The organism is Streptomyces sp. NBC_01410 (genome assembly GCF_045040195.1).
In the GTDB taxonomy this organism is placed as follows: Bacteria; Actinomycetota; Actinomycetes; order Streptomycetales; family Streptomycetaceae; genus Streptomyces.
Genome location: NZ_CP109530.1, coordinates 1,981,731 through 2,005,830 on the forward strand (window position 1 = coordinate 1,981,731; position 24,100 = coordinate 2,005,830).

General features: G+C 70.6%; 24 protein-coding genes and 2 pseudogenes. 7 read left to right on the forward strand and 19 right to left on the reverse strand.

Annotation, left to right across the window (positions count from 1 at the left end; all coding sequences use genetic code 11):
* Positions 1 to 5 precede the first annotated feature (5 nt).
* Positions 6 to 659, reverse strand: coding sequence for a transglycosylase family protein (locus tag OG741_RS09145; RefSeq protein WP_405596304.1), 654 nt, complete (start codon positions 657 to 659; stop codon positions 6 to 8).
* A 522-nt stretch (positions 660 to 1,181) separates the two neighbouring features.
* Here OG741_RS09145 and OG741_RS09150 point away from each other — a divergent pair.
* Both OG741_RS09150 and OG741_RS09155 read left to right on the forward strand, forming a co-directional pair.
* A complete protein-coding gene (locus OG741_RS09150; protein WP_405596305.1) occupies positions 1,182 to 1,979 on the forward strand; it encodes a hypothetical protein in 798 nt (265 codons plus the stop codon).
* Between the two features lie 184 nt (positions 1,980 to 2,163).
* Positions 2,164 to 2,436 carry a hypothetical protein gene (locus OG741_RS09155; RefSeq protein WP_405596306.1) on the forward strand — a complete coding sequence of 91 codons (273 nt, stop codon included), beginning with the start codon at positions 2,164 to 2,166 and terminating at the stop codon, positions 2,434 to 2,436.
* A gap of 97 nt (positions 2,437 to 2,533) precedes the next feature.
* Here the strand turns inward: OG741_RS09155 and der are convergent, their stop codons facing one another.
* The 5 genes from der to aroH all read right to left on the reverse strand — a co-directional run bounded on the left by der (position 2,534) and on the right by aroH (position 7,068).
* On the reverse strand, positions 2,534 to 4,000 hold the full coding sequence (der, locus tag OG741_RS09160) for a ribosome biogenesis GTPase Der (protein ID WP_405596307.1): 1,467 nt from the start codon (positions 3,998 to 4,000) through the stop codon (positions 2,534 to 2,536).
* Between the two features lie 70 nt (positions 4,001 to 4,070).
* Complete coding sequence (locus tag OG741_RS09165) at positions 4,071 to 4,673, reverse strand: lysophospholipid acyltransferase family protein (RefSeq protein WP_405605472.1); 603 nt, start codon at positions 4,671 to 4,673, stop codon at positions 4,071 to 4,073.
* 56 nt (positions 4,674 to 4,729) lie between these two features.
* Positions 4,730 to 5,413 carry a (d)CMP kinase gene (cmk, locus tag OG741_RS09170; protein ID WP_405596308.1) on the reverse strand — a complete coding sequence of 228 codons (684 nt, stop codon included), beginning with the start codon at positions 5,411 to 5,413 and terminating at the stop codon, positions 4,730 to 4,732.
* 210 nt (positions 5,414 to 5,623) lie between these two features.
* Entirely contained in the window at positions 5,624 to 6,709 is a 1,086-nt protein-coding gene (locus OG741_RS09175; RefSeq protein ID WP_405596309.1) for a prephenate dehydrogenase, read from the reverse strand.
* Positions 6,706 to 7,068 carry a chorismate mutase gene (gene aroH, locus OG741_RS09180; protein ID WP_405596310.1) on the reverse strand — a complete coding sequence of 121 codons (363 nt, stop codon included), beginning with the start codon at positions 7,066 to 7,068 and terminating at the stop codon, positions 6,706 to 6,708. The genes OG741_RS09175 and aroH overlap by 4 nt, the downstream gene beginning before the upstream one ends.
* 148 nt (positions 7,069 to 7,216) lie before the next feature.
* Here aroH and OG741_RS09185 point away from each other — a divergent pair, with 148 nt between their 5' ends.
* The 5 genes and pseudogenes from OG741_RS09185 to OG741_RS09205 all read left to right on the forward strand — a co-directional run bounded on the left by OG741_RS09185 (position 7,217) and on the right by OG741_RS09205 (position 10,130).
* Positions 7,217 to 7,534: a DUF952 domain-containing protein gene (locus OG741_RS09185; RefSeq protein ID WP_405596311.1), complete on the forward strand. Its 318-nt coding sequence runs from the start codon at positions 7,217 to 7,219 to the stop codon at positions 7,532 to 7,534.
* Positions 7,535 to 7,616: 82 nt separating this feature from the next.
* Complete coding sequence (locus OG741_RS09190) at positions 7,617 to 8,270, forward strand: hypothetical protein (RefSeq protein WP_405596312.1); 654 nt, start codon at positions 7,617 to 7,619, stop codon at positions 8,268 to 8,270.
* A 21-nt stretch (positions 8,271 to 8,291) separates the two neighbouring features.
* Entirely contained in the window at positions 8,292 to 8,897 is a 606-nt protein-coding gene (locus OG741_RS09195; protein ID WP_405596313.1) for a DUF6529 family protein, read from the forward strand.
* 12 nt (positions 8,898 to 8,909) lie between these two features.
* Positions 8,910 to 9,377: a Rieske (2Fe-2S) protein gene (locus OG741_RS09200; protein WP_405596314.1), complete on the forward strand. Its 468-nt coding sequence runs from the start codon at positions 8,910 to 8,912 to the stop codon at positions 9,375 to 9,377.
* A gap of 22 nt (positions 9,378 to 9,399) precedes the next feature.
* Positions 9,400 to 10,130: pseudogene (locus OG741_RS09205) on the forward strand (DNA polymerase beta superfamily protein).
* Here the strand turns inward: OG741_RS09205 and OG741_RS09210 are convergent.
* The 13 genes and pseudogenes from OG741_RS09210 to OG741_RS09270 form a co-directional block, all read right to left on the reverse strand.
* Positions 10,102 to 10,947, reverse strand: a complete 846-nt coding sequence (locus OG741_RS09210) for a DNA polymerase beta superfamily protein (protein ID WP_405596315.1) — start codon at positions 10,945 to 10,947, stop codon at positions 10,102 to 10,104. The pseudogene OG741_RS09205 and the gene OG741_RS09210 sit on opposite strands and share 29 nt — an antisense overlap.
* Before the next feature lie 3 nt (positions 10,948 to 10,950).
* Positions 10,951 to 11,982 carry an ADP-ribosylglycohydrolase family protein gene (locus tag OG741_RS09215; RefSeq protein ID WP_405596316.1) on the reverse strand — a complete coding sequence of 344 codons (1,032 nt, stop codon included), beginning with the start codon at positions 11,980 to 11,982 and terminating at the stop codon, positions 10,951 to 10,953.
* Positions 11,979 to 12,698 carry an NUDIX domain-containing protein gene (locus OG741_RS09220; RefSeq protein ID WP_266477964.1) on the reverse strand — a complete coding sequence of 240 codons (720 nt, stop codon included), beginning with the start codon at positions 12,696 to 12,698 and terminating at the stop codon, positions 11,979 to 11,981. The genes OG741_RS09215 and OG741_RS09220 overlap by 4 nt, the downstream gene beginning before the upstream one ends.
* 61 nt (positions 12,699 to 12,759) lie before the next feature.
* Positions 12,760 to 12,984, reverse strand: a pseudogene (locus OG741_RS09225) (nicotinamide mononucleotide transporter); the annotation flags it as partial.
* 124 nt (positions 12,985 to 13,108) lie between these two features.
* Positions 13,109 to 14,209, reverse strand: a complete 1,101-nt coding sequence (locus OG741_RS09230; RefSeq protein WP_405596317.1) for a pseudouridine synthase — start codon at positions 14,207 to 14,209, stop codon at positions 13,109 to 13,111.
* The gene (gene scpB / locus OG741_RS09235; protein WP_360881515.1) at positions 14,209 to 14,775 is read right to left on the reverse strand and encodes an SMC-Scp complex subunit ScpB; all 567 of its coding nucleotides are present in this window, start codon (positions 14,773 to 14,775) and stop codon (positions 14,209 to 14,211) included. The genes OG741_RS09230 and scpB overlap by 1 nt, the downstream gene beginning before the upstream one ends.
* Positions 14,776 to 14,807: 32 nt before the next feature.
* Positions 14,808 to 15,962, reverse strand: coding sequence for a segregation/condensation protein A (locus OG741_RS09240; protein ID WP_405596318.1), 1,155 nt, complete (start codon positions 15,960 to 15,962; stop codon positions 14,808 to 14,810).
* Positions 15,963 to 16,010: 48 nt separating this feature from the next.
* Positions 16,011 to 16,574, reverse strand: coding sequence for a hypothetical protein (locus OG741_RS09245; RefSeq protein ID WP_405605474.1), 564 nt, complete (start codon positions 16,572 to 16,574; stop codon positions 16,011 to 16,013).
* The gene (locus OG741_RS09250; protein ID WP_324976271.1) at positions 16,571 to 17,725 is read right to left on the reverse strand and encodes a ParA family protein; all 1,155 of its coding nucleotides are present in this window, start codon (positions 17,723 to 17,725) and stop codon (positions 16,571 to 16,573) included. Before OG741_RS09250 ends, OG741_RS09245 begins: the two co-directional genes overlap by 4 nt.
* Before the next feature lie 379 nt (positions 17,726 to 18,104).
* Complete coding sequence (gene ald, locus OG741_RS09255) at positions 18,105 to 19,220, reverse strand: alanine dehydrogenase (protein ID WP_405605476.1); 1,116 nt, start codon at positions 19,218 to 19,220, stop codon at positions 18,105 to 18,107.
* Positions 19,221 to 19,362: 142 nt separating this feature from the next.
* The gene (locus OG741_RS09260) at positions 19,363 to 21,408 is read right to left on the reverse strand and encodes a tetratricopeptide repeat protein (RefSeq protein WP_405596319.1); all 2,046 of its coding nucleotides are present in this window, start codon (positions 21,406 to 21,408) and stop codon (positions 19,363 to 19,365) included.
* A 176-nt stretch (positions 21,409 to 21,584) separates the two neighbouring features.
* Positions 21,585 to 22,211: an NUDIX domain-containing protein gene (locus tag OG741_RS09265; protein ID WP_405596320.1), complete on the reverse strand. Its 627-nt coding sequence runs from the start codon at positions 22,209 to 22,211 to the stop codon at positions 21,585 to 21,587.
* Positions 22,212 to 22,327: 116 nt separating this feature from the next.
* Positions 22,328 to 23,977 carry a CTP synthase gene (locus tag OG741_RS09270; RefSeq protein WP_405596321.1) on the reverse strand — a complete coding sequence of 550 codons (1,650 nt, stop codon included), beginning with the start codon at positions 23,975 to 23,977 and terminating at the stop codon, positions 22,328 to 22,330.
* Between the last annotated feature and the right edge of the window lie 123 nt (positions 23,978 to 24,100).

The window sequence follows — 24,100 nt, forward strand, 5'->3', positions numbered from 1 at the left end:
ACACCTCAGAGCGCGAGCTTCTGCCCGGGCACGATGAGGTTCGGATCGCCGCCGATGACGGCCTGGTTGGCGGCATACAGGGAGCGCCAGTCCCTGCCGTGCGCCGCCGCGATCCCGCTGAGGGTGTCGCCGCGCCGGACGGTGTAGTCGCCGCGGGAGCTGCCGCGGTCGGTGTGGCCCGATGCCCGCTCCGGCGCCTTTGCCGCAACGGACGACTTACCGGCCGAGGACCTGGGGGTGGAGGGCTTCGGGGTCGAGGACATGCGCGAGGCGGACTCGGGAGCCGCCGGCGCCTTTCCATACGCCCCGGCCCGCGCGGCGCAGGTGGGCCACGCACCCCAGCCCTGTGCCTGCTGGACCTTCGCCGCCACCGCGATCTGCTGTCCCTTGCTCGCCCGGTCCGCGGTGGACGCGTACGCCCCGCCGCCGTAGGCCCGCCAGGTCCCGGCGGAGAACTGCAGCCCGCCGTAGTAGCCGTTGCCCGTGCTGATGTGCCAGTTTCCGCCGCTCTCGCACGCCGCGATGCGGTCCCATACTCCGGTGTCCGCCGCCCGGGCCTCGCCCGTGGTCGCGGCGAGCAGTACCAGCGGTGCCACCAGCGCGGCGCCGACCAGCGCCGCCGTGTCACGCCCGCGTAGGGAACGGGAACTCGTGAACATCAAATTCCTCTCGAAGGACCCGGGGTCCCTCCGGGCGGTGCGGTCCTCGGCGCATCCGGCGCCTGTGTCCGCTCCGCCCAGCCCGCTGAGGTGGTGGTGCCTGGTGCTGTCGTGGCCGCACTGGCTGTGCGGCCGGGCGGGCTGTCCCGGGCGGTGCTCTCTGCACACGGCGGAGGAATCTAGGCAGCGCAGCCCTCCGGTATCAACCAATCCCCTGTCATTCCAGGCCAGTTGCCCGTTACCTGAAGTAGCGGCGAAATCAGGCCACCCACTTGATTCGCTGATTTCATGATTTGTCGACCTGTCGGTGAGCCGATGTGTGAGCCGCTTCACGGGCCCAACTTCCGTGCACACAGCAGCCGTTGACGGTGAGTAGTCGATTCCGCCCGCTGTCTCACTGCTTGCGTCGGATGGTTCGATTCCATTCCTCTCCGTGCGTGACTCCGGCCACAGATCGCCCGTTGAGCTCTTTATGAGCCGGGACCCGCCCGGCACACATCGATCAAGTCCGAGGAGTCACCCGTGCCGCGCATGCTCGACGTCAGCCAGGACGTCCGCGCCGAGATCGGCGACGAAGAAGCCGACCGGTTGCTCGTCGGCGAGAACGCCCCGGGCAGCTACGACTGCACCTCCTGCCGCACCCCCGGCGACTCCGAGCAGGAACGCACGAGCACCGTCCTGTTCGTCGGCGAGGAGACAGCCGTTCTCGCCTTCGCCCACGCCACCTGCATCCCCTCACAGGTCGTCCAGGTCGCCGAGGACCAGCTGCAGGGTGCCGTCCGGTCGATCACCGGCGAGGAGCCGCCGCACCCCGGCGCACCCCGGCAGGCCGGCCGTCCGGAGCAGGCCGTGCTCGGGATCACCAGCGGTCTCGTACTGATCGACGGCGAACTGCACCCCGCCCTGGTCGTCGAACCGACCGCTCCGATCGCCCGGCCCGGCACGACCGGCAACGGCGGTGACGACTTCCTCCCGCTGCTCATCGAGCAGGGCTTCGTGCCGATCTCCGAGGTCAGCCACCGGCCCACCACCCAGCTGCACGGCTGGTCCGTCCTGGTGGCCATGGGCCAGCTGCACGCCGTGCTCCAGCCCGGCACCGGCGGCGGCAGCCCGGTCGCTTGGTGGCAGGCCCATCAGCCTCTCCAGGTGACCGACGGCTGGCGTGCGGCCGCCAACAAGTCGCACACGGTGCTGGTGTTCGCCGCACCGGTCGGCTCGATCGGCCAGCAGCCGCGCGAGGATCTGCTGCGCGACGCGCTGGAAAGGGCCGCGGCGCGTGGCCGTCTGGTGGCGGCGACGATGCCGCTCGCGGGCACCTGACCGAAGTTTGACGAGAGCATGAAGACCCGGGGGTGCGGAAACGCACCCCCCGGCGCACGTTGTGCCTCCTCCGGAAGAATGCAGCTCCACGCAGCCCGCATCCGTCCGACGGCCGGGTCGTTGCAGGTACGTGCACTCCTCATACGACGCCTCCCGCCAGCCGTATCAGAGTCAGATCCCCGCCATGCGCCCCGCGTACGACACGACGTCCGGCCACTCGCCGACGCCGATCTACGACGCGCTGTACTCCGAGTACCGCAGGGCCTTCAAGGCCCTGCCGGGCGACCGGAGCGGGGAGGAGGATCTCGACTTCAAGGCCTTCGGCGCCGGACTGCACAGCAGCCACCCTGTGCATCAGACCCACGTCGGCAGCTGGCAGCCGTACCAGGGAAGCCGTGCGCACCACGGGACGCATGTACCGGCCGCGCTGCCGCCGGGCCCCCGCAGGGCGACGTGACGCACAAGCCGTACGCGAAGGCGCTGCCCCGGACCGTTCACCCGGTCCGGGGCAGCGCCTTCGTTCATGTCACTTCTCGTACGTCACTTCTCGTACGTCACTTCTTGCGGCCGCGCTTCTCGCGCACCCGCACCGAGATGTGGATCGGGGTCCCCTCGAAGCCGAACTCCTCGCGCAGCCGGCGCTCGACGAAGCGCCGGTAGCCGTGCTCCAGGAAGCCGGAGGCGAAGAGCACGAACCTCGGCGGCTTGGTGCCCGCCTGGGTGCCGAAGAGGATGCGGGGCTGCTTGCCGCCGCGGATCGGGTGCGGGTGGGAGGCGACGATCTCGCCCAGGAAGGCGTTCAGCCGGCCCGTCGGGATACGCGTCTCCCAGCCGTCGATCGCGGTCTCGATCGCCGGGACCAGCTTCTCCATGTGGCGGCCGGTGATGGCCGAGACATTGACCCGGGGCGCCCAGGAGATCTGCGCGAGTTCGGTCTCGATCTCGCGCTCGAGGTAGTAGCGGCGCTCCTCGTCGAGGGTGTCCCACTTGTTGTATGCGATGACCAGGGCGCGGCCCGCCTCGACGGCCATCGTGATGATCCGCTGGTCCTGGACGCTGATGGACTCGCTGGCGTCGATCAGGACGACGGCGACCTCCGCCTTCTCGACGGCGGCCGCGGTGCGCAGCGAGGCGTAGTAGTCCGCGCCCTCCTGGAGGTGGACCCGGCGGCGGATACCGGCCGTGTCGATGAACTTCCAGGTGATGCCGCCGAGTTCGATGAGCTCGTCGACCGGGTCGCGGGTGGTGCCGGCGATTTCGTTGACGACGACGCGGTCCTCGTTGGCGACCTTGTTCAGGAGGGAGGACTTGCCGACGTTCGGGCGGCCGATCAGGGCGATACGGCGCGGGCCGCCGACAGCGTTGCCGAAGGTCTGGGCCGGGGCCTCGGGCAGCGCCTCCAGGACGGCGTCGAGCATGTCGCCCGTACCGCGGCCGTGCAGCGAGGAGACGGGGTGCGGCTGGCCGAGGCCGAGCGACCACAGGGCAGTGGCGTCCGCCTCGCCGCTGGGTCCGTCGACCTTGTTGGCGCAGAGCACGACAGGCTTTCCGGCCCGGCGCAGCAGCTTGACGACGGCCTCGTCGGTGTCGGTCGCGCCGACCGTGGAGTCGACGACGAAGACCACCGCGTCGGCCGCCTCGATGGCGTACTCGGCCTGGGCGGCGACGGAGGCGTCGATGCCCAGTACGTCCTGCTCCCAGCCGCCGGTGTCGACGAGCTTGAAGCGGCGGCCGGCCCACTCGGCCTCGTAGGTGACACGGTCGCGGGTGACGCCGGGCTTGTCCTCGACGACTGCCTCACGGCGGCCGATGATGCGGTTCACCAGGGTCGACTTGCCGACATTGGGGCGGCCGACGACGGCGAGGACGGGCAGCGGGCCGTGACCGGCTTCGCCGATCGCGTTCTCGACGTCCTCGACGTCGAAGCCCTCTTCCGCGGCGAGCTCCATGAACTCCGCGTACTCGGCGTCGCCAAGCGCTCCGTGCTCGTGCTCGTCGCCGGAGTGGATCTGGTCGTTCATGAAGTGCTTACCTCGTTACGTTGCATCATCGATGGACCGCTTGTCGTGCGATCCACTACTCAAGTCTTACCTAGCGCCCGGTGAGACGCTTGGCGTTTTCCAGGTGGGCGGTCAGCCGCTCCTGAATGCGTACGGTCGCCTCGTCCATCGCCTTGCGCGTACGGCGGCCGCTGCCGTCGCCCGCCTCGAAGGCGTCGCCGAACACGACGTCGACCCGGCTGCGCAGCGGAGGCAGTGCCCGTATCAACCGTCCGCGGCGCTCGGTGCTTCCCAGCACCGCGACCGGGACGATCGGGGCGCCGGAGCGCACGGCGAAGTAGGCGAGCCCCGCGCGCAGTGAGGCGAAGTCTCCCTCGCCCCGGGTGCCCTCGGGAAATATCCCGAGGACGCCGCCGCCCGCCAGCACGCCGAGCGCGTTGGTGATGGCGGTCCGGTCGGCGGTCGTACGGTCCACCTTCAGCTGACCGATTCCCAGCAGGAACGGGTCCAGGGGGCCGACGAACGCCTCCTTCTTGATCAGGAAGTGCACGGGCCGTGGCGCGGTGCCCATCAGCATCGGCCCGTCGATCATGTGCGAGTGGTTCACGGCCAGGATCACCGGGCCGCTCGCCGGGACCCGCCAGGCGCCGAGCACGCGCGGCCGCCACAGCCCGTACATGAGCCCGATGCCCATGCCACGCCCGACTGCCGCGCCTCTCTGGGACGGTACGCCCTTCCCGGACGATTCGGTCACTGCGCGGCCCGCTTCTCCTCGACAAGCGTGACGACACACTCGATGACCTGCTGAAGGGTCAGGTCGGTGGTGTCCACCTCGACCGCGTCGTCCGCCTTGGCGAGCGGGGAGGTCTTACGGCTGGAGTCGGCCGCGTCCCGCTTGATCAGGGCCTCCCTGGTGGCCGCGACGTCGGAGCCCTTGAGCTCCCCGCTGCGGCGGGCGGCGCGGGCCTCGGGCGAGGCGGTCAGGAAGATCTTCAGGTCCGCGTCGGGCAGGACGGTGGTGCCGATGTCGCGCCCCTCGACGACGATGCCCTTCTCGGCGGCAGCGGCGATGGAACGCTGAAGCTCGGTGATCCTGGCGCGCACCTCGGGCACGGCACTGACCGCGCTCACCTTGGAGGTCACGTCCTGCGTACGGATCGGCCCGGAGGCGTCCTCGCCGTCGACCGTGATGGTGGGGACGGCCGGGTCGGTGCCGGAGACGATGACGGGCTTTCCGGCGGCGGTCGCGATCGCCGCGGGGTCCTGGGTGTCGACGCCGTTGCTGATCATCCACCAGGTGATCGCCCGGTACTGGGCGCCGGTGTCCAGGTAGCTGAGCCCCAGAGCGGCGGCGACAGCCTTGGAGGTGCTCGACTTGCCCGTGCCGGAGGGGCCGTCAATGGCGACGATCACGGATTCCACGGTGTCGGACACCTTCCTGGTACGCGGAGAGGGCAGGCGGAATTGCCGGTGGGCCCTGAACAAGGTTACCGAGTACTTGGGGCCCGCCTTTACACACGTACGGCGGCACGGCTTCACCCGGACGCCGGGCTCGCACCACTCGGCTCCATTGGCCTCCCCGGGTGCGGACGGGTGGGGCCGCCGCACGGGCAGCCCGTCCGCCGGAAGATCCAGCCCCTGCGGCTACTGCCGGATCGACCAGCCACGCTCCCGCAGTGCCGTCTTCAGGACCGTCGCCGCCGCCGGTTCCACCATCAGCTGCACCAGGCCGGCCTGCTGGCCCGTCGCGTGTTCGATGCGGACGTCCTCGATGTTCACGCCCGCGCGGCCCGCGTCCGCGAAGATCCGGGCCAGTTCGCCGGGCTGGTCGCTGATCAGGACCGCCACGATCTCGTACGACGCCGGGGCCTGGCCGTGCTTGCCCGGGACCCGGACGCGGCCCGCGTTGCCGCGGCGCAGGACGTCCTCGATGCCCTCGGCGCCGCCCTGGCGCTTGGTCTCGTCCGAGGACTGCAGGGCCCGCAGCGCCTGGACCGTCTCGTCCAGGTCGGCCGCGACACCGGCGAGTACGTCGGCCACCGGGCCCGGGTTCGCGGAGAGGATCTCGACCCACATGCGGGGGTCGGACGCCGCGATCCGGGTGACGTCGCGGATGCCCTGGCCACACAGCCGTACGGCCGTGTCGTCCGCGTCCTCCAGCCGCGCCGCGACCATGGAGGAGATCAGCTGCGGGGTGTGCGAGACGAGGGCAACGGCCCGGTCGTGGGCGTCGGCGTCCATGACCACGGGGACCGCGCGGCACAGCGCGACCAGTTCGAGGGCGAGGTTGAGGACCTCGGTGTCCGTGTCGCGGGTGGGTGTGAGCACCCACGGGCGGCCCTCGAAAAGGTCCGCGGTCGCGGCGAGCGGACCGGATCGTTCCTTGCCCGACATCGGATGCGTACCGATGTAGGCGCTGAGGTCGAGGCCCAGGGCCTCCAGCTCGCGGCGCGGGCCGCCCTTGACGCTCGCCACGTCGAGGTAGCCGCGCGCGACCCCGGCGCGCATCGCTTCGGCGAGCGCGGTGGCGACATGCGCCGGCGGCACGGCGACGATCGCGAGGTCGACCCGCCCCTCCGGCGGCTCGTCGGTCCCCGCGCCGAGCGCGGCCGCGGTACGGGCCCGCTCCGGGTCGTGGTCCACGAGGTGGACGGCGACCCCGCGGCCCGCCAGGGCCTGGGCCGCCGAGGTGCCGATCAGGCCGGTTCCGATGACGACGGCGGTTCTCACTGGGCGATGTCCTTGCGCAGGGCGGCCGCGGCACCGAGGTAGACGTGCGCGATCTCGGATTTGGGCAGGTCGGACTCGACATGCGCGAGTATCCGTACGACACGGGGCATGGCTCCGACGATGTCCAGCTCCTGCGCGCAGATCAGCGGTACATCGACGATGCCGAGCTTGCGCGCGGCGGCCGCCGGGAAGTCGCTGTGCAGATCGGGCGTGGCCGTGAACCAGACGCTGATCAGGTCGTCCGCGACGAGTCCGTTGCGCTTGAGCACGGCGGTGAGCAGATCGCTGACCTGCTCGTCCATGTGTCCGGCGTCGTCCCGTTCCAGCTGGACGGCTCCACGGACCGCTCGTACCGCCACGTCGTGCTCCTTACTGTGCGAGTGCTGCATTCAGCGTAGTCAGGCGCGAGGGAACAGGGCCGCCTCGACCGCCCTCCGAGACGAAGCACCGGGGCGACCCTGCGCGGCCCGGCCGTGCGCTACAACTGGCGGCATACTCTTTCACGTCGTGCCCGTGGACGAATGGACGGCGGACATGGACCGTCCGTACGCCCCGGCCTCCCTCGCCACCGAAGGCTTCGTGCACTGCTCGCCCGACGGGCCCGCCGCCCTCGCCATCGCCGACGGCCCCTACCGCGATGTGCCCGACCTGCTGGTCCTCCAGATCGACGAGGCCGGGCTGAGCGCCGAGGTCCGCTGGGAGGGTTCCGAGGACATGCTCTTCCCACATGTGTACGGGCCGATCGAACGGGCGGCCGTCACCGCCGTGTTCACCGTGTGCCGGGACGCGGACGGGCACGCACGGGAGCTCACTCCCTGGGCGTGAGGGAGCGTAACGCTGGACGCGCCGCCGCGGGTGCAGTTGCATGGGAGTCTGCGCACGCCCCACCACTTCGGGGAGGCCGTCCGTGAAGCCCTCAGGACCACTGTTCACCTTGCTGGCCGGGCTGTTGCTGGGCATTTTCATGCTGTCGCTCAACGCCACGACCGGGACGCGCGCCACATCCTCGTCCAACGACGTCACGCCGACGCAGACCCCGGCCGCGCCCTCTCCGAGTACGGCACCGCCCACGTCCCCCTCCCCCACGGCGACGCTGCCCGCCGATGCCGACTACGCGGGCCGTACCGCCGACGACAGCGCGTCCGTCGCCGTATCCGTACGCGACGGAAAGGCGATCGGATACTTCTGCGACGGCCGCAGCCGGGAGTCCTGGCTGAAGGGTGACGTCGAGGACGACGGCAGCGTGGCGCTGAGCGGTACGGACGGCGCCCGGCTCGACGGCGTCCTGCGGGCCGGGAGGATCGACGGCACGGTGAAGGTCGGCGACCGGACCCTGCAGTTCACCGCCGCCCCGGCCGTCAAGCCGTCCGGCCTGTACCGCGCCACCGCCGAGGTGCGCGGCGCGAAGATCGTCGGCGGCTGGATCGTCCTCCAGAACGGCCGCCAGGTCGGCATCCTCAACCGCGACGGCAAGCCCGCCGCGGCACCCCGGATCGACCCCGCGTCCGGCGCCGTCACGGTGGACGGCACCCGGCTCACCGCCCGCCCCGTCGTCCCCTGAGCCCGACAACTGAGGTGCGTCATGAGCTTCGGTCCCCCCGTCGATCCCAACGCCCGCACCACCTCGTTCCCCGCGGGCCCGAGCGGCCACGCCCGCTCCGGCGCCACCCGTTTCATCGTCCCGGCGCTCGCGGCCGCCGCGGTCGCGGTCGGGCTCGGGGCGTACGGAAAGGTGCACGACCCTGCGGGCACGGCGTTCAACCTCGCCGGCTTCAGCAGCACCGGAGCCGTGAAGTCCTGGCTCGGCACGGCGGCCTTCGCCTTCGCCCTCGTACAGATCGTCTCGGCGCTCGCGATGTACGGACGGCTGCCGGGCGTCCGGACGGCCTCCTGGACGCCCGCACTGCACCGCTGGTCGGGGCGGATCGCGTTCCTGCTGGCCGTGCCCGTCGCCGTCCACTGCCTGTACGCGTTGGGCTATCAGACGTACAGCACGCGCGTGATGTGGCACTCGCTGCTCGGTTGCTTCTTCTTCGGTGCTTTCACCGCCAAGATGCTCCTGCTGCGAGCGGAACGGCTACCCGGCTGGCTGCTGCCGATCGTCGGCGGAGCGGTCTTCACGGCCCTCACGGTGATCTGGCTGACCTCGGCGCTGTGGTTCTTCCGCACGGTCGGGGTCACGACATAGGGAGACATGGCCATGGACGCGCGACGAAGGACGGTACTGGCAGCGGGGGCGGCAGGCGCGGCCGCGCTGGTGGCGGGCTGCAGTGACTACGGGGACGACGGCGGTGCCCCTGCGTCAGAAAAGCCGACGCCGACCGCGCCGGGCACAGACACGGGCACGGGCGGTCCGTCCGAGAGCTCGGCCGCTCCGGCGGGCGAGGAACTCGCCAAGACCTCCGAGATCCCGGTGGGCGGCGGCAAGGTCTTCGCCGGGCAGAAGGTCGTGGTGACCCAGCCGACGGCGGGTGACTTCAAGGCCTTCTCCGCGATCTGCACGCACGCGGGCTGCACGGTCAACAAGGTCGCCGACGGCACCATCGACTGCCCCTGCCACGGCAGCAAATACGCCATCGCGGACGCCGCGGTCGTCGGCGGCCCGGCGCCGAAGCCGCTGCCGCCGAAGCAGATCACCGTCGCCGGGGACACCATCCGGCTGACCTGAAGGGCTCACGTAATCTTCGCGCATGACCCCGGAAGACCTGGTGCGCGACCACACGATCTACTCCTGCGTCATGGGCTCCCGCGCCTTCGGGCTCGCGACGCAGGACAGCGACACCGACCGCCGCGGCGTCTTCCTCGCCCCCACGCCGCTCTTCTGGCGTTTCGACAAGCCGTGGGGGCACCTCCCGGACGGAGTCTGGGGGAGCATGTGGAGGGCCCGGCCGACGAGCAGTTCGGCTGGGAGCTGGAGCGGTTCTGCGAACTGGCTCTGCGCGCCAACCCCAACGTGCTGGAGTGCCTGCACTCCCCGCTCGTCGAGCACATGGACGACACCGGGCGCGAACTGCTCGCCCTGCGCGGGGCGTTCCTGTCGCGCCGGGCCCACCAGACCTTCCTGCGCTATGCGGTCGGCCAGCGGAGGAAGCTGGAGGCGGATGTCCGGCAACACGGCGCGCCGCGCTGGAAGCACGCGATGCACCTGCTGCGGCTGCTGGGCTCCTGCCGCGATCTTCTGCGTACGGGCGAGCTGGTGATCGACGTGGGCGAGGAGCGGGACGGCCTGCTCGCGGTCAAGCGGGGCGAGGTGCCGTGGCCGCGGGTCGAGTCCTGGCTGACGCGCCTCGCTGACGAGGCCGCGGCGGCGGCCCCGACGTCCCCACTCCCACCGGAGCCGGACCGGGCACGGGTGGAGGACTTCCTGGTCCGCACGCGCGGGGCGTCAGCGCTCAGCGCGGATCGTCCTCGCGCATCCTGAGCAACTCCTCGGTGGCCGAGCCCTCGCGTCGCACAACCTGCAGCATCTCCATCAGAACGTCAGGGTCGTACCGCAGTCGCGTGCTCACCACGAATCGGTCCAGGGCGACGAACGCCGAGGCCTCGCCGGGCAGCTCCGTGCAGGCCTGGCTGTCGTCCAGGGTTGCGTGCAGCTCATCGGCGTCGCCGCGTACGCGCTCCAGGTCGAGACCGGCGGCGCAGCCGTGCTCGGCCTCAGCCTTGGCAGCGATCAGCTCAGGCAAGTACTCGGGTGCCGGCACCTCGTGGAGCAGCGTTGGCAGATGCGCCTGCACCTCGCCGCTGCGCATCAGATGGATGCCGGTGAGCAGCGCACGGAAGGTGTACAGCAGCGGCTTGAGCTCGCCCGTCTTCTCGAAGAGCCGCCACTGCGTGTTCGCGAACCCCCGGTAGTGGTGCGCGTGGTGGCTGGTGAGCACACCAGGGGCGAGCGACACCAGTTCGGCGTGCGCGTCGGATGTGTGCACCACCAGCGGCGACAGCAGTTGCTCCAGCACATAGCCGTTGCGCCGCAGCATCAACTGTACGAACTTCCGCAGGTCATGGGTGACGAGATCCATCTCGACACCGTCCCGGTCCCACATCCGGGACCGGGTCTCCTCGGGCTCGCGCAGCCCTACCAGCTCCGCGATCGGCAGCAGATGGACGCCCCGTAGGTCCACGTCCGAATCCCGGGACGGGAATCCGTACAGGTGCGCCCCTGAGACGGTGGCGAAGAGCACTCGTCCGGGCTGTGCGACGACAACGGAGTCGAGCTCCATGTCCAGCGGATCAAGCATGGATCAAGCATCCCAGAGCGCCCCCAGCGACATCAGATCGCTCCGGTACTCGATCCGCTCCGACCACTCCTTGGGCCACGCCCCCGCCCCCAGATGCGCCCCCGCGAACGCCCCCGCCAGGCACGCGATCGAGTCCGAGTCGCCTCTCGTGCACGCCGCCCGGCGCAGGGCCATCACCGGCTGCTCCGGGAAGAGCAGGAAGCACAGCAGGGCCGTGGCCAGTGCCTCCTCCGCGATCCAGCCGTCTCCCGTGGCCAGGCACGGATCCGTCTCCGGATTCGCCGTGCGCACCGCGGTCGCGAGCCGTTCCAGGACCTGCAGGCACTCGTCCCAGCCGCGGGCGATGAACGCCTCGGGCGTGGGGTCGTGGGAGTAGGTCCACAGATTGCCGAGCCACTGGTGGTAGTAGCGGCCGCGCATCTCGTACGCGTACGAGCGCAGCTGGCCCACGAGCCCCATCGGCTCGGCCCCCTGCGCCAGCAGGAACACCGCGCGTGCCGTGAGGTCGCTCGCCGCGAGCGCCGTGGGGTGGCCGTGGGTGAGCGCGGACTGCAACTGCGCCGCTCCCGCCCGCTGTTCCCCGCTCAGGCCGGGTACGAGTCCCACCGGCGCGACCCGCATGTTCGCGCCGCAGCCCTTGGAGCCGATCTGGCTGGCCTCCTGCCAGGGCCGGTCGCTATCGAGCTTCTGGCAGGCGACCATGCAGGTGCGGCCCGGCGCCCGGTTGTTCTCCGGGGAGTGGTACCAGTGGACGAACTCCTCGCGCACCGGCGGGATCAGCCGCGGCGCCACGAGCAGCCCGCGGTCCATGGCCGTGCGGATACCGCGCGCAAGGGCGAGTGTCATCTGTGTGTCGTCCGAGACGATCGCGGGCCTGACGAGCTCCATCTCCCGCCACGGCCCGCACTTGGCGAGGATCTGCGGCACATCGTTGAACTCGGTCGGGAAGCCCAGCGCGTCACCGAGCGCGAGCCCGATCAGCGTGCCGGTGGCCGCTTGTTTGGTGATGGTCCTCGTGGTCCTGATGGCGGTCATGCCTGCCGTCCCTCCGGTCGCAGGAGTGGTGGGTGCAGCGCCGATGCGGCACCCGCCCGGTACAGCGCGGCCGGTTTTCCGCGGCCGCCGGTGCGGCGCGGCGGGCCCTCGACCTGCTCGACGAAGCCGGGCGTGGTGAGGACTTTCCGCCGGAAGTTGGGGCGGTCGAGTTCGACGCCCCAGACCGTCTCGTACACCTGCTGCAGCTCGCCGAGAGTGAACTCGCGCGGGCAGAAGCTGGTGGCGAGGCAGGTGTATTCGAGCTTGGCGCCGATGCGTTCGTGCGCATCGGCGAGGATGCGGTCGTGGTCGAAGGCGAGGCGGTCGGCGGCCGGCAGGTCCACCCACTGGGCGTGGGCCGCGTCTCCGCCGCCGCGCGGCTCGGGCAGGTCCGGTACGAGCGCGGTGTACGCGACGGACACGACCCGCATCCGGGGATCGCGGTCGGGGTCGCTGTAGGTCCGCAGCTGTTCCAGATGAAGGTCGGCGACTGTCTCGTGCGACAGGCTGGTCTCCTCCGCGAGTTCACGGCGGGCCGCCTGTCCCGCCGACTCCCTGGGGCGTACGAAGCCGCCAGGGAGGGCCCAGGCGCCCTTGTACGGGTCCTCTCCGCGCTGGACGAGCAGGACATGCAGCCGCCCCTCGCGGACCGTGAAGACGGCGAGGTCGACGGTGACCGCGAAGGGCGGGAAGGCGCCCGGGTCGTAGCCCTCCATCAGCTGCTCCTCGTCATCGCTTCTCCGGGAGTGGGGAGGCGAGGTCCTCCCGCTGCCCGGTTGTCGGACCGAGGGTCCCCACCACCCCCGCCGCGAGCAGCCGGGTCCACTCGGTGCGGCTGGTGCGCCGAACCGGGAGGCCGTCGGGACCTGGTCCACCCCCGTGGGTCCAGGTCCACCAGCCGTACACGGCGAGGGTGATGACGTGCCGGCGGGCGACGAGCCATACGCAGAGCGCGCCGCTGCCGAAGCTCCGCAGGGGTTCGAGGATGCCCGCGAGACTCACACCCGCCTCCTTTATGGTCATGTTGACTATAAAGGCCAACCGGCCCGTCCCACAAGACGCGAGAAGCCCGCGGCCTGAGATGACCGCGGGCTTCGTGCGAGAACTGGTGCGAGAACTGCTGGGACTACAGGCCGACTTCCTTCATCAGCATGCCGACCTCGGTGTTGGTCAGGCGGCGCAGCCAGCCGGACTTCTGGTCACCCAGGCCGATCGGCCCGAAGGACGTCCGCACGAGCCGGTCGACCGGGAAACCGGCCTCGGAGAGCATGCGGCGGACGATGTGCTTGCGGCCCTCGTGGAGCGTGACCTCGACCAGGTAGTTCTTGCCGGTGTTCTCGACGACCCGGAAGTGGTCCGCGCGGGCGTAGCCGTCCTCGAGCTGGATGCCGTCCTTGAGCCGCTTGCCCAGCTCGCGCGGGAGCGGACCCTGGATCGCGGCGAGGTAGGTCTTCTTCACGCCGTACTTGGGGTGGGTCAGCCGGTGGGCCAGCTCGCCGTGGTTGGTGAGCAGGATGATGCCCTCGGTCTCGGTGTCGAGCCGGCCGACGTGAAAGAGACGCGTCTCACGGTTGGTGACGTAGTCACCGAGGCACTGGCGGCCGTCCGGGTCCTCCATCGTCGACACGACACCGGCGGGCTTGTTCAGCGCGAAGAAGAGGTGCGACTGGGTGGCGACGGTCAGCCCGTCGACCTTGATCTCGTCCTTGTCGGGGTCCACGCGCATGCCCTGCTCGACGACGATCTTGCCGTTGACCTCGACGCGTGCCTGGTCGATCAGCTCCTCGCAGGCGCGGCGCGAGCCCATGCCTGCGCGGGCGAGCACCTTCTGCAGCCGCTCGCCCTCCTGCTCGGCGCCCGGGAAGGTCTTCGGGGTCTTGACCTGCGGCTTCTCGGCGTACCTGTCCCGGTTGCGCTGCTCGATCTTGGCGTCGAGCTCACGGGGGCGGGACGGGGCGCTGCCCCGCCGGGTGCCCTGGGGCTTCTGCGCGGGCTTCGGACCGCCCTTGGCGCCGCCGCGCGCGGCCGCGCCACGGCCCTTGCGGGGGCCGGCTTCCTCGGCGGAACCACCCACGTCGTAGCGGCGCTCCTCGGGCCGGGGGCGGCGGGGGCGCTGCCCCTGCTTGTCGTCGCGCCCCGTGGCCCCGGCGCCCCGGGAGTCCCGGTTCCCGCCTGCGCCCCGGGAGTCCCGGTTGCCGCTTCCGCTGTTCCTGCCGCTGCTTCGCATCAAAATTCCGTCTTGTCGTCTGCGTCGGTGTCCGGTGCGTCCGGATCGAACGACGGCACACCCTCTTGTGTCTCGGCCTCGATCGCTTCCGCCTCGGGGAGGAAGGGCGCGAGCTCCGGGAGCTCGTCCAGGCCTCGCAGGCCCATCCGCTCCAGAAAGTAGTTCGTCGTCCTGTACAGGATCGCACCTGTTTCAGGTTCCGCGCCCGCCTCCTCGACCAGACCGCGCTGAAGGAGGGTGCGCATGACGCCGTCGCAGTTCACTCCGCGTACGGCCGAGACGCGAGAACGGCTGACCGGCTGACGGTACGCGACGACCGCAAGGGTCTCGAGAGCAGCCTGCGTGAGCCGGGCCTGCTGGCCGTCGAGGACGAAGCGCTCGACGGCGTCGGCGTGCTCGGCGCGGGAGTAGAACCGCCAGCCGCCCGCGACGAGCCGCAGCTCGAATCCGCGGCCCTGGACGGTGTACTCGTCCGCGAGTTCGCGCAGCGCGTCGGCGACGGCCCGGCGCGGCTGCTCCAGCACCTTGGCGAGGTGCTCCTCGGTGGCCGGCTCGTCGACGACCATGAGGACCGCTTCGAGCGCGGGCTTGAGATCACTCACGCGTTCTCGTCCTCCTCCTGGTTCTCGCGAACCTCTTGATCGAATTCGTCGGTCACGGTCGGCTGATCGGCGCCCTCGCCACCGGTCCAGCGCACCATGAGCTCCCCGAGGGCGTCCTCCTGCTCCAGGACGACGGCCTTCTCGCGGTAGAGCTCCAGCAGGGCCAGGAAGCGCGCTACGACGGTGAGGGTGTCGGGAGCGTCGGCGGCGAGCTCCCGGAAGCTCACCTGCCCGGCCTCCCTCAGCCGCGCGACGACAATCTCGGCCTGCTCGCGCACGGACACGAGGGGGGCGTGGATGTGGTCGACGTACACCTGCGGCTTGGGCCGGGGCTGCATGGCCTTGACGGCGAGTTTGGCGAAGCCCTCGGCGCCGATGCTGATGACGACCTCGGGCAGCAGCTCGGCGTGATGGGGTTCGAGCCCGACGGTACGCGGATACCGCCTGCTCTCGTCCTCCAGCCGCCCGCTGAAGATCTCGGCGATCTGCTTGTACGCGCGGTACTGCAACAGCCGGGCGAAGAGCAGGTCACGCGCTTCGAGCAGTGCGAGATCGGCCTCGTCCTCCACCTCGGCGGTGGGGAGAAGCCGGGCGGCCTTGAGGTCGAGCAGGGTGGCGGCGACGACGAGGAACTCGGTGGTCTGGTCGAGATCCCAGTCGTTGCCCATGGCGCGGATGTGCACCATGAACTCGTCGGTGACCTTGGAGAGGGCGACCTCGGTCACGTCCATCTTGTGCTTGGAGATGAGCTGCAGCAGCAGATCGAAGGGCCCCTCGAAGTTCGCGAGCCGCACCTTGAACCGCCCGTCGTCGACGACGGGGGCACCGGCCGCGCCGCCCTCGGCGGGCTCCGGCTCACCGGCGCGAAGCGGCGCACTCGGCTCGGCCGGGGGCTCACCGACCGCCTCGGGTGCGCCGGACGGACCGGCATCCGCGGGCCCGCCCGCGTCGAGATCGGCCTCGGCAGGGCCGGTGTCGACGTGAAGGGGGCGGCGGGGGGCCGGGGGCTCGCCCCCCGTCTCGGGAAGGGGCGGGGCGGGGGAAACCACCACCGCCTCCCCCGGCGCACGCCCCCCGCCCCGGTCCGCGCCAGGGCCGCGGCCCAGCGAGCGGCGGGGCGGCGGCGGGGCGGAGTCGTCGGTCGTGGGCATCGTGGTCCAGGGGCAAAAGGAGCAGGCGGGGCAGCGCGCAGGCTACCGTCAGCGCCCGCGCAGGCGTCGTACGAGAATGCTCGCGTCGCCGCGCTGCTCAAGATCCGCCAGCACCACGGCCACCGCCTCGCGGACGATACGCCCACGGTCGACGGCCAGCCCGTGCTCGCCGCGCAGCACCAGCCGCGCGTGTTCGAGGTCCATCAGTTCCTCGGCCGAGACATAGACCGTGATCTTCTCGTCGTGCCGTTCGCGCCCGCTGGGGCGGCGGTTCGCGCCACGACCGCCGCCGCGGCGCCGCGCCTGCCCGGCCGGAGCGTTGGCGGCGGACGCCTCCTGCGGCCGCCGCGGCGCCCCGCCGGAAGGCTCGGCCTCCGCCGTCCGGCTGCGCCCCTCCGCTCCGGAGTCCGCCTCGGCCGCGGAGTGCTCCTCCGAGGAAGCGGACGCGGAAGCCGAGGAGGACGGCTCGGCCGCACCGTCCCCGACCGGATCGCTCTCCCCCGCCGGCGCCGGCACCCTCGGCTCGCCGTTGGCCTGCCTGCGCGGGGACGAGGACTGGAGCGCCATGCCCCCGGTCGTACGGAACAGCTCGTCGGCCCCCGGCAGACTCACTCGGCGTGACACCGGGCGAGCACCTCCCTGGCGAGCTGACGGTACGCGGCGGCGCCCACGGAGTTCGATGCGTACGTGGTGATGGGCTCACCGGCGACCGTCGTCTCGGGGAAGCGCACCGTCCGGCCGATCACCGTGTGGTAGACGTGATCGTCGAAGGCCTCGACGACCCGCGCCAGGACCTCACGGCTGTGCACCGTACGGGAGTCGTACATCGTGGCGAGGATGCCGTCGAGCTCCAGGTCGGGGTTGAGCCGCTCCTGGACCTTTTCGATCGTCTCGGTCAGCAGAGCCACACCACGCAGCGCGAAGAACTCGCACTCGAGCGGCACGATCACCTTGTGCGCCGCGGTCAGCGCGTTCACGGTGAGCAGGCCGAGCGAGGGCTGACAGTCGATCACGATGTAGTCGTAGTCGGACATCAGCGGCTTCAGAGCGCGCTGAAGCGTCGACTCGCGCGCGACCTCGCTCACCAACTGCACTTCTGCGGCCGAGAGATCGATATTGCTCGGCAGCAGGTCCATGTTGGGGACCGCGGTCTTCAGCAGTACCTCGTCCGCCGACATGCCCCGCTCCATGAGCAGGTTGTAGACGGTGAGGTCCAGCTCCATCGGATTGACGCCGAGGCCGACCGACAGGGCACCCTGCGGGTCGAAGTCGACGAGCAGCACTCGCCGTCCGTACTCCGCGAGCGCGGCGCCCAGGTTGATCGTCGACGTCGTCTTGCCGACGCCGCCCTTCTGGTTGCACATCGCGATGATCTTCGCGGGACCGTGGGAGGTCAGCGGGCCCGGGATCGGGAAGTACGGCAGCGGCCGCCCGGTGGGGCCGATCCGCTCGCGGCGCTGACGCGCGGCGTCAGGGGCGAGGGTGGCCGCGTACTCGGGATCGGGCTCGTACTCGGCATCGGGGTCGTAGAAGTGCCCCTCGGGGACTTCCTCGTAGGCGGCGAAGTGGGTGGACTCTCGGCCACTCTCGTTGCCGGCCATGGCGTTCACGTGTTGGCCGTCCATCATCTTCATCGTGTGGGCTGTCGTCATGTGCGTCGGGTGCGTCGTGTGCTGATGCGTCTCGAAGGTTCGGACAGCGACGGAGCCGACAGCCTCGGGCCCGGGCTGCTCTGTTGACGGGACCCGGCCCCTCGCAGGCATCCCTGGTTGACCACCCCCGGGAGTAAATGTCGACTCATTCACAAGTCGTCTTACCTCCTTGGACGTGACCAGGACTTTATCGATAGGTCAGCGTGGCACCATGCCGACGGTTTGCGACTCTATGGCGTGTCACCGGTCCGCAGCAACACAATCCACCGGACCCGGCCCGATGTGTCGGCAACCGAACACCCTTCTGTCAAGGGTGCTCAGGACTCACGGCGTGACCTGGGCGTCAGCTTTCGAGGGTGCGCGAAACGGTTAAAGGGTTACGTTCGAGGCGAGTTGAACGAGCGTCGCAAAGAGGTCGTATACACGTCCGGCCGGACCTTGCTCGGCAAGGTCCGGCCGTTGGCATGAGGTTGACGGCGCGAGTTGACTGTCAGCCGAGAAGTGCGCTCAGTTCAACGCTCTGGAGGCCGTGGGCCTCGGCGACCGGGCCGTAAACGACCTGGCCGTCATGGGTGTTGAGGCCCTTGGCGAGCGCCGGGTCGCGGCGCAGCGCCTCGACCCAGCCGCGGTTGGCGAGCTCCACGATGTAGGGAAGCGTCGCGTTGGTGAGCGCGTACGTCGAGGTGTTCGGCACCGCGCCCGGCATGTTGGCGACGCAGTAGAAGACCGAGTTGTGGACCATGAAGATCGGCTCGGCATGGGTGGTCGGACGCGAGTCCTCGAAGCAGCCACCCTGATCGATTGCAATGTCGACAAGTACACTTCCGGGCTTCATCCTGGCGACGAGCTCGTTGGTGACCAGCTTCGGCGCCTTGGCACCCGGGATGAGAACCGCGCCGATGACGAGGTCGGCCTCGACGACGGCCTTCTCGAGCTCGTAGGCGTTGGAGACGATCGTCTTCACCTTGGTGCCGAAGACCTTGTCGGCCTCACGCAGCTTGTTGATGTCACGGTCGAGCAGGGTCACGTGGAAGCCCATGCCGACGGCGATCTGCGTGGCGTTCCACCCGGAGACACCGCCGCCGATGACGACAGCCTCGCCGGCCGAGGTGCCCGGAACGCCGCCCGGCAGCACACCGCGGCCGCCGACCGAGCGCATCAGGTGGTACGCGCCGACCTGCGGGGCCAGCCGGCCCGCCACCTCGGACATCGGGGCGAGCAGCGGCAGCGCGCGGTTCGCGGTCTCGACCGTCTCGTACGCGATGGCGGTGGTGCCGGACCCCAGCAGGGCGTCCGTGCACTCACGGGAGGCGGCGAGGTGCAGGTAGGTGAAGAGCGTCTGGTCCTTGCGGAGGCGGTGGTACTCCTCGGCGATGGGCTCCTTGACCTTCAGCAGCAGGTCGGCGGTCGCCCAGACCTCGTCGGCGGTGGGCAGGATCTGCGCCCCCGCGGCGACGAACTCGCCATCCGTGATCGAGGAGCCGACACCGGCGTCCTGCTCGATGAAGACCTGGTGGCCGTGGCGCACCAGCTCGTGCACACCAGCGGGGGTGATGGCCACCCGGAACTCGTTGTTCTTGACCTCGCGGGGGATGCCGACCTTCACGTCGATCACGGTCCTTGGCTCAGGGGATACGGGGGCAATGCCATACATACCCGGATACGCAGGGCGCACCGGAGGACACCACGAGAACATGTGGCGGAGCCAGTCTAATGAAGGATTTCTAGCTGTCTAGCCTTACAAAGCATCAATCTTTGGCTGAAGCGCTGCGGATTTCGTAGGCGGAACCTTCCTCTCCGAGCAGTCTTGCCGCGGTCGCACGGTGCAGCCGTGCCGCCGCCGGGTCGCCCAGCCGGTCGAGGGTGTCGGCCAGCCTGAGCTGCAGCGCTGCCTGCAGCCGGGCGTCCCCGGCCTGCCGCGCCCACTCCACCGCCTCGCGGCAGGTGTTCAGGGATTCCTCCGGCCTGCCGGCGTATTCCTGTACGCGGGCCACCTCGCTCAACGCCCGCGCCTGGGACGGGAGATCGCCGAGCCTGCGGTATCCGGCCGCGGCGGCCCGCCAGCTGCGAAGGGCCTCGCCGTACCGGCCCGCATAGGTGTGCGCGGTGCCGAGCCTCCCGTAGAGCCTCGCCTCGTCCGCCCGTTCGCCGCGCGTCTGGCGCTGGGCGAGCGCCCTCCCGTACCAGTCGGCGGCCCGCTGCCAGTCCCCGAGATCCTGGTGGGCGGCGCCTACGGATTCCATCGCGCGGCCGGTCGCGTACGGGTCATGTGCCGCCCGTCCGGCGTCCAGAGCGGCCCGGTAGCGGACCAGCGCGTCCTTGGCACGGCCGGTCTGCGCATCCAGATCGGCGAGATTGAGCAGGGCCGCGGCCTCTTCCCGGTGCAGCCCGCGCCGCTGGGCGACCGAGAGCACCAGCTGGTGCAGACCGTAGAGCTCGGGCGCCGCCGCCTCGGTGCCGCGGTGTGCGGCCAGAGCCCGGACCAGGGCGGCGACCAGCCGTCGCGCCAGGGTGTCCAGATCGCCGTCCTCTACCGCCATGCGCGCCGCGGCCAGCAGCACGGGCTGTCGCAGCCGCAGCCACTGCGCCGCCGCGGCCGCATTGGCGAAGCGCAGCGCGCGCGGCATCCCGGCCAGCTTCTTGACGGCCGGGGAGCCGTCCGGCTCGGTGACGGCACGGCAGGCCTGCAGCTGTCGTACGGTCCGCTCCAGCATCCGGGCCCGGGCCAGCTGCACCTCGGCCGGCCGGTCCTGCGCATCCATCAGCGTGCGCAGCAGCGGCGCGAGGGCGCCCGGCACCTCGTACTGAACGTCCCCCGCCGCCGACGAGGGCCCCGCGACGGTGTGCAGAAAACCGTGGGCCGCCAGTTCGTGCAGCGTCGCGCCGGCGGCCTGCACCGAGCAGCCGACCAGTGCGGACGCGATGTGGGCATCAGCCGTCCCGCCCGGCGCGAGGGCGAGCAGTCGCAGCATCCCGGCGGCCGACGGCGGCAGGGATTCGTAGACGAGCCGGAAGGCGCGGGCGAGCGGGCGGGCACTCGTGGGCTGCTCCCCCGCGTCCGGCAGGCCCCGCAGCCGCTTGGCCACATCGGCGACCGACGCCCGCGGCCGGGCGGCCAGCCAGCCGCCGATCAGGACCAGTGCGGCGGGCAGTCCGCCGCACTCCTCGGCGATGGACTCGGCGGCCTGCGGATCCACGGTGATCCGCACCGAGCCGGTGAAGGTGCCGAGCAGTTCGATCGCGGACTTGGCGTCCATGCCGCCGAGGGTGCACGGCCGTACGTCGGGAATGCCGGTGAGCGGGCCCTGGGCCACGGCGACGACCAGGCAGTCGGAGTTGTCGGGCAGCAGCGGGTCGACCTGTTCGGCGTCCCCGGCGTCGTCGAGGAACAGCAGCGTGCGGCGTACCGCGAGCGCCTCGCGGACCATCTCGGTCAGCTCGTCCTCGTCCGCGCCGGGCGGTGATGCGATGGAGAGGGAGTCGAGCAGTGCGCGGGCCGCCTGTTCCATCGGGACCCGTCGCCCGCCCGGCTCGGTCAGCCGGGTGCGCAGTACCCCGTCGGGGTAGTCGTCGGCGAGCCTGCGCGCCAGTTCGTCGGCGAGTGCGGTCCGGCCCGATCCCGGCCGCCCGGCGATCAGGAGTACCCGGGCGCGTGGAGCCTTGCGGCCGGAGATGGTGTCCAGGCCGGCCCGTTCGATGTCGGCCCGCAGGGCCTTCAACTCCCGCTGGCGGCCGAAGAATTGGTTTCCCGACGCACCGGCCTGGCCGCCCAGGTCCACCGCCTGATCCGTCACGGGCCACGCTCCCGTCCAGTCCGCGCACGAGCCGAGCCCGCAGGGACTCCGCACGGGCGTTCCGAGCGTAGTTCACGCTCTGCTACGAACCGTGCGGAGCATGGCGGGGGCGTCGCCCGATCGGATCAGCAGATCGTCGGACCGGAGCCGGTTCGCGATCGGGTACCGGAACCGGCTCAGGCTTCGAAGGGGCGGGCCGGCCAGGGAGCCTCGGCCGGTCGCAGCGAGTCGAAGCCCTCGCCGTTCAGTACGGCGGTCAGCGAGAGGACGCCCACGATCAGGCAGTTGTTGTGCAGATCGCCCGCGAGTGCACCGTGCACGAGCTCCTGGAGCGGTACCCGCGCGAGCTCCATGTCGGCCTCCTCCTCGGAGACCTCGAAGCGCTCCCCCTCCGCCTCCGACAGATCGCGGGCGAGGAAGATCCGTACGGCTTCGTCGCAGCCGCCCGGCGTGGGGTAGACGTCGGCCAGTACCCGCCAGTCCTCGGCCTTGACGTGTGCTTCCTCGTACAGCTCGCGCTGTGCGGCGTGCAGCGGGTTCTCCCCGGGCACGTCCAGGAGGCCGGCCGGGATCTCCCAGAGCCTGTGGCGCACGGGGTGGCGGTACTGGCGCAGGACGAGCACACGGCCCGCGTCGTCGAGGGCGAGGACCGCCACCGAACCGGGGTGGACCTGGAAGTCGCGCCGGGCCACCGTGCCGTCGGGCATGACCACGTCGTCGGTGCGGACACTGGTCTTGTTGCCCCGGAAAGGCATCGCGGTCGCGACGACCTGCCACTGCTCGGGCGTGTCCTTGATGGTCATGAAAAACGTCCTCCCGCCACGTACATGCAGAACCGGGGCACGCGCCCGCGGGGCCTTGTGCGGGGATACCCCCGGACCCCGAGGCCCGGGCCCCGGTCAACCGTAACGCCTGTGCGCTACTTGGCCGTCTTGCGCTCCACCGCCGCCTTCACCAGACCGGCGAAGAGCGGGTGCGGACGCGTCGGGCGCGAGCGCAGCTCCGGGTGCGCCTGGGTGGCGACCAGGTAGGGGTGCACCTCGCGCGGGTACTCGACGTACTCGACGAGCCTGTTGTCGGGGGACGTGCCCGAGAAGAGGAGGCCCGCCTTCTTCTCCAGCTCGGCGCGGTAGGCGTTGTTCACCTCGTAGCGGTGGCGGTGGCGCTCCTCCACGTAGGGCTGGTCGCCGTAGACCTCACGGACGATCGAGCCCTCGGCGAGCTTCGCCGGGTAGAGGCCGAGGCGCATCGTTCCGCCGAGGTCGCCCGCGCCCTCCACATAGGCCAGCTGCTCCTCCATGGTGGAGATCACCGGGTGGGCGGTGGCGGCGTCGAACTCTGTGGAGTTGGCCTCGGGGATCTCGGCCAGGTTGCGCGCGGCCTCGATCACGATGCACTGCAGGCCCAGGCACAGGCCGAGCAGCGGGATCTTGTTCTCGCGGGCGTAGGTGATCGCGCCGACCTTGCCGTTCACACCGCGGTCGCCGAAGCCACCGGGGATGAGGACCGCGTCGACGTCACCGAGCTGCTTGGCGGCACCGGCCGCGGTCTTGCAGTCGTCGGAGGTGACCCACTTGACCGTGACACGGGCCTTGTTGGCGAAGCCGCCGGCGCGCAGCGCCTCGATCACCGAGAGATAGGCGTCGGGCAGATCGATGTACTTGCCGACCAGCGCGACCGTGACCTCGTGGTCGGGGTTGTGCACCCGGTCCAGCAGGTCGTCCCAGGTGGTCCAGTCGACATCGCGGAACGGCAGGTCGAGCTTGCGTACGACATAGGCGTCCAGGCCCTCGGTGTGGAGCACCTTGGGGATGTCGTAGATCGACTTGGCGTCGATGGCCGCGACCACGGCCGCCTCGTCCACGTCGCACATCAGCGAGATCTTGCGCTTGATCGCGATCGGCACATCGCGGTCCGCACGCAGCACGATCGCGTCTGGCTGAATACCGATGTTCCGAAGGGCGGCCACGGAGTGCTGGGTCGGCTTGGTCTTGAGCTCGCCGGAGGGACCGATGTAGGGCAGCAGCGAGATGTGCACGACGAAGACGTTGTCCCGGCCGACCTCGTGGCGGACCTGGCGGACGGTCTCCAGGAAGGGCAGTGACTCGATGTCGCCGACCGTGCCGCCGACCTCGGTGATGACGACATCGACGTCGTCGGTGGCCATGCGCCGGATGCGGTGCTTGATCTCGTTGGTGATGTGCGGGATGACCTGGACTGTGTCGCCCAGGTACTCGCCGCGCCGCTCCTTGGCGATGACGGTGGAGTAGACCTGCCCCGTGGTGACGTTGGCCGAGCCGTCGAGGTCGACGTCGAGGAAGCGCTCGTAGTGGCCGATGTCCAGGTCGGTCTCGGCGCCGTCGTTGGTGACGAACACCTCACCGTGCTGGAAGGGGTTCATCGTGCCCGGGTCGACGTTCAGATACGGGTCGAGCTTCTGCATGGTGACCCGCAGGCCCCGCGCCTTGAGCAGCGCGCCCAGGCTGGAGGCCGTGAGGCCCTTGCCGAGGGAGGAGGCGACACCCCCGGTGACGAAGATGTGCTTGGTCGTCATGGATTTGGGCGGCATCGCCAAGAGGGGGCTCCCGTGGTCGCGAGGTGAGGTGCGTACCGGCGTGCCTTCCGGTCGTCCGGAGGGTGCCGTCGCTGCGGTTTCGGGGCCTCTGATTTGCACAGGACGGCCACCGGTCCA

Bases quoted from the DNA above. Each gene is read 5' to 3' on its own strand.
- OG741_RS09145 (WP_405596304.1), bottom strand. From the start codon at position 659: ATGTTCACGAGTTCCCGTTCCCTACGCGGGCGTGACACGGCGGCGCTG.
- OG741_RS09155 (WP_405596306.1), top strand. From the start codon at position 2,164: ATGCGCCCCGCGTACGACACGACGTCCGGCCACTCGCCGACGCCGATC.
- der (WP_405596307.1), bottom strand. From the start codon at position 4,000: ATGAACGACCAGATCCACTCCGGCGACGAGCACGAGCACGGAGCGCTT.
- OG741_RS09165 (WP_405605472.1), bottom strand. From the start codon at position 4,673: ATGGGCATCGGGCTCATGTACGGGCTGTGGCGGCCGCGCGTGCTCGGC.
- OG741_RS09195 (WP_405596313.1), top strand. From the start codon at position 8,292: ATGAGCTTCGGTCCCCCCGTCGATCCCAACGCCCGCACCACCTCGTTC.
- OG741_RS09200 (WP_405596314.1), top strand. From the start codon at position 8,910: ATGGACGCGCGACGAAGGACGGTACTGGCAGCGGGGGCGGCAGGCGCG.
- OG741_RS09210 (WP_405596315.1), bottom strand. From the start codon at position 10,947: ATGCTTGATCCGCTGGACATGGAGCTCGACTCCGTTGTCGTCGCACAG.
- OG741_RS09215 (WP_405596316.1), bottom strand. From the start codon at position 11,982: ATGACCGCCATCAGGACCACGAGGACCATCACCAAACAAGCGGCCACC.
- OG741_RS09220 (WP_266477964.1), bottom strand. From the start codon at position 12,698: ATGGAGGGCTACGACCCGGGCGCCTTCCCGCCCTTCGCGGTCACCGTC.
- OG741_RS09230 (WP_405596317.1), bottom strand. From the start codon at position 14,209: ATGCGAAGCAGCGGCAGGAACAGCGGAAGCGGCAACCGGGACTCCCGG.
- scpB (WP_360881515.1), bottom strand. From the start codon at position 14,775: ATGGTCGTCGACGAGCCGGCCACCGAGGAGCACCTCGCCAAGGTGCTG.
- OG741_RS09240 (WP_405596318.1), bottom strand. From the start codon at position 15,962: ATGCCCACGACCGACGACTCCGCCCCGCCGCCGCCCCGCCGCTCGCTG.
- OG741_RS09250 (WP_324976271.1), bottom strand. From the start codon at position 17,725: ATGCCTGCGAGGGGCCGGGTCCCGTCAACAGAGCAGCCCGGGCCCGAG.
- OG741_RS09265 (WP_405596320.1), bottom strand. From the start codon at position 22,211: ATGACCATCAAGGACACGCCCGAGCAGTGGCAGGTCGTCGCGACCGCG.
- OG741_RS09270 (WP_405596321.1), bottom strand. From the start codon at position 23,977: ATGCCGCCCAAATCCATGACGACCAAGCACATCTTCGTCACCGGGGGT.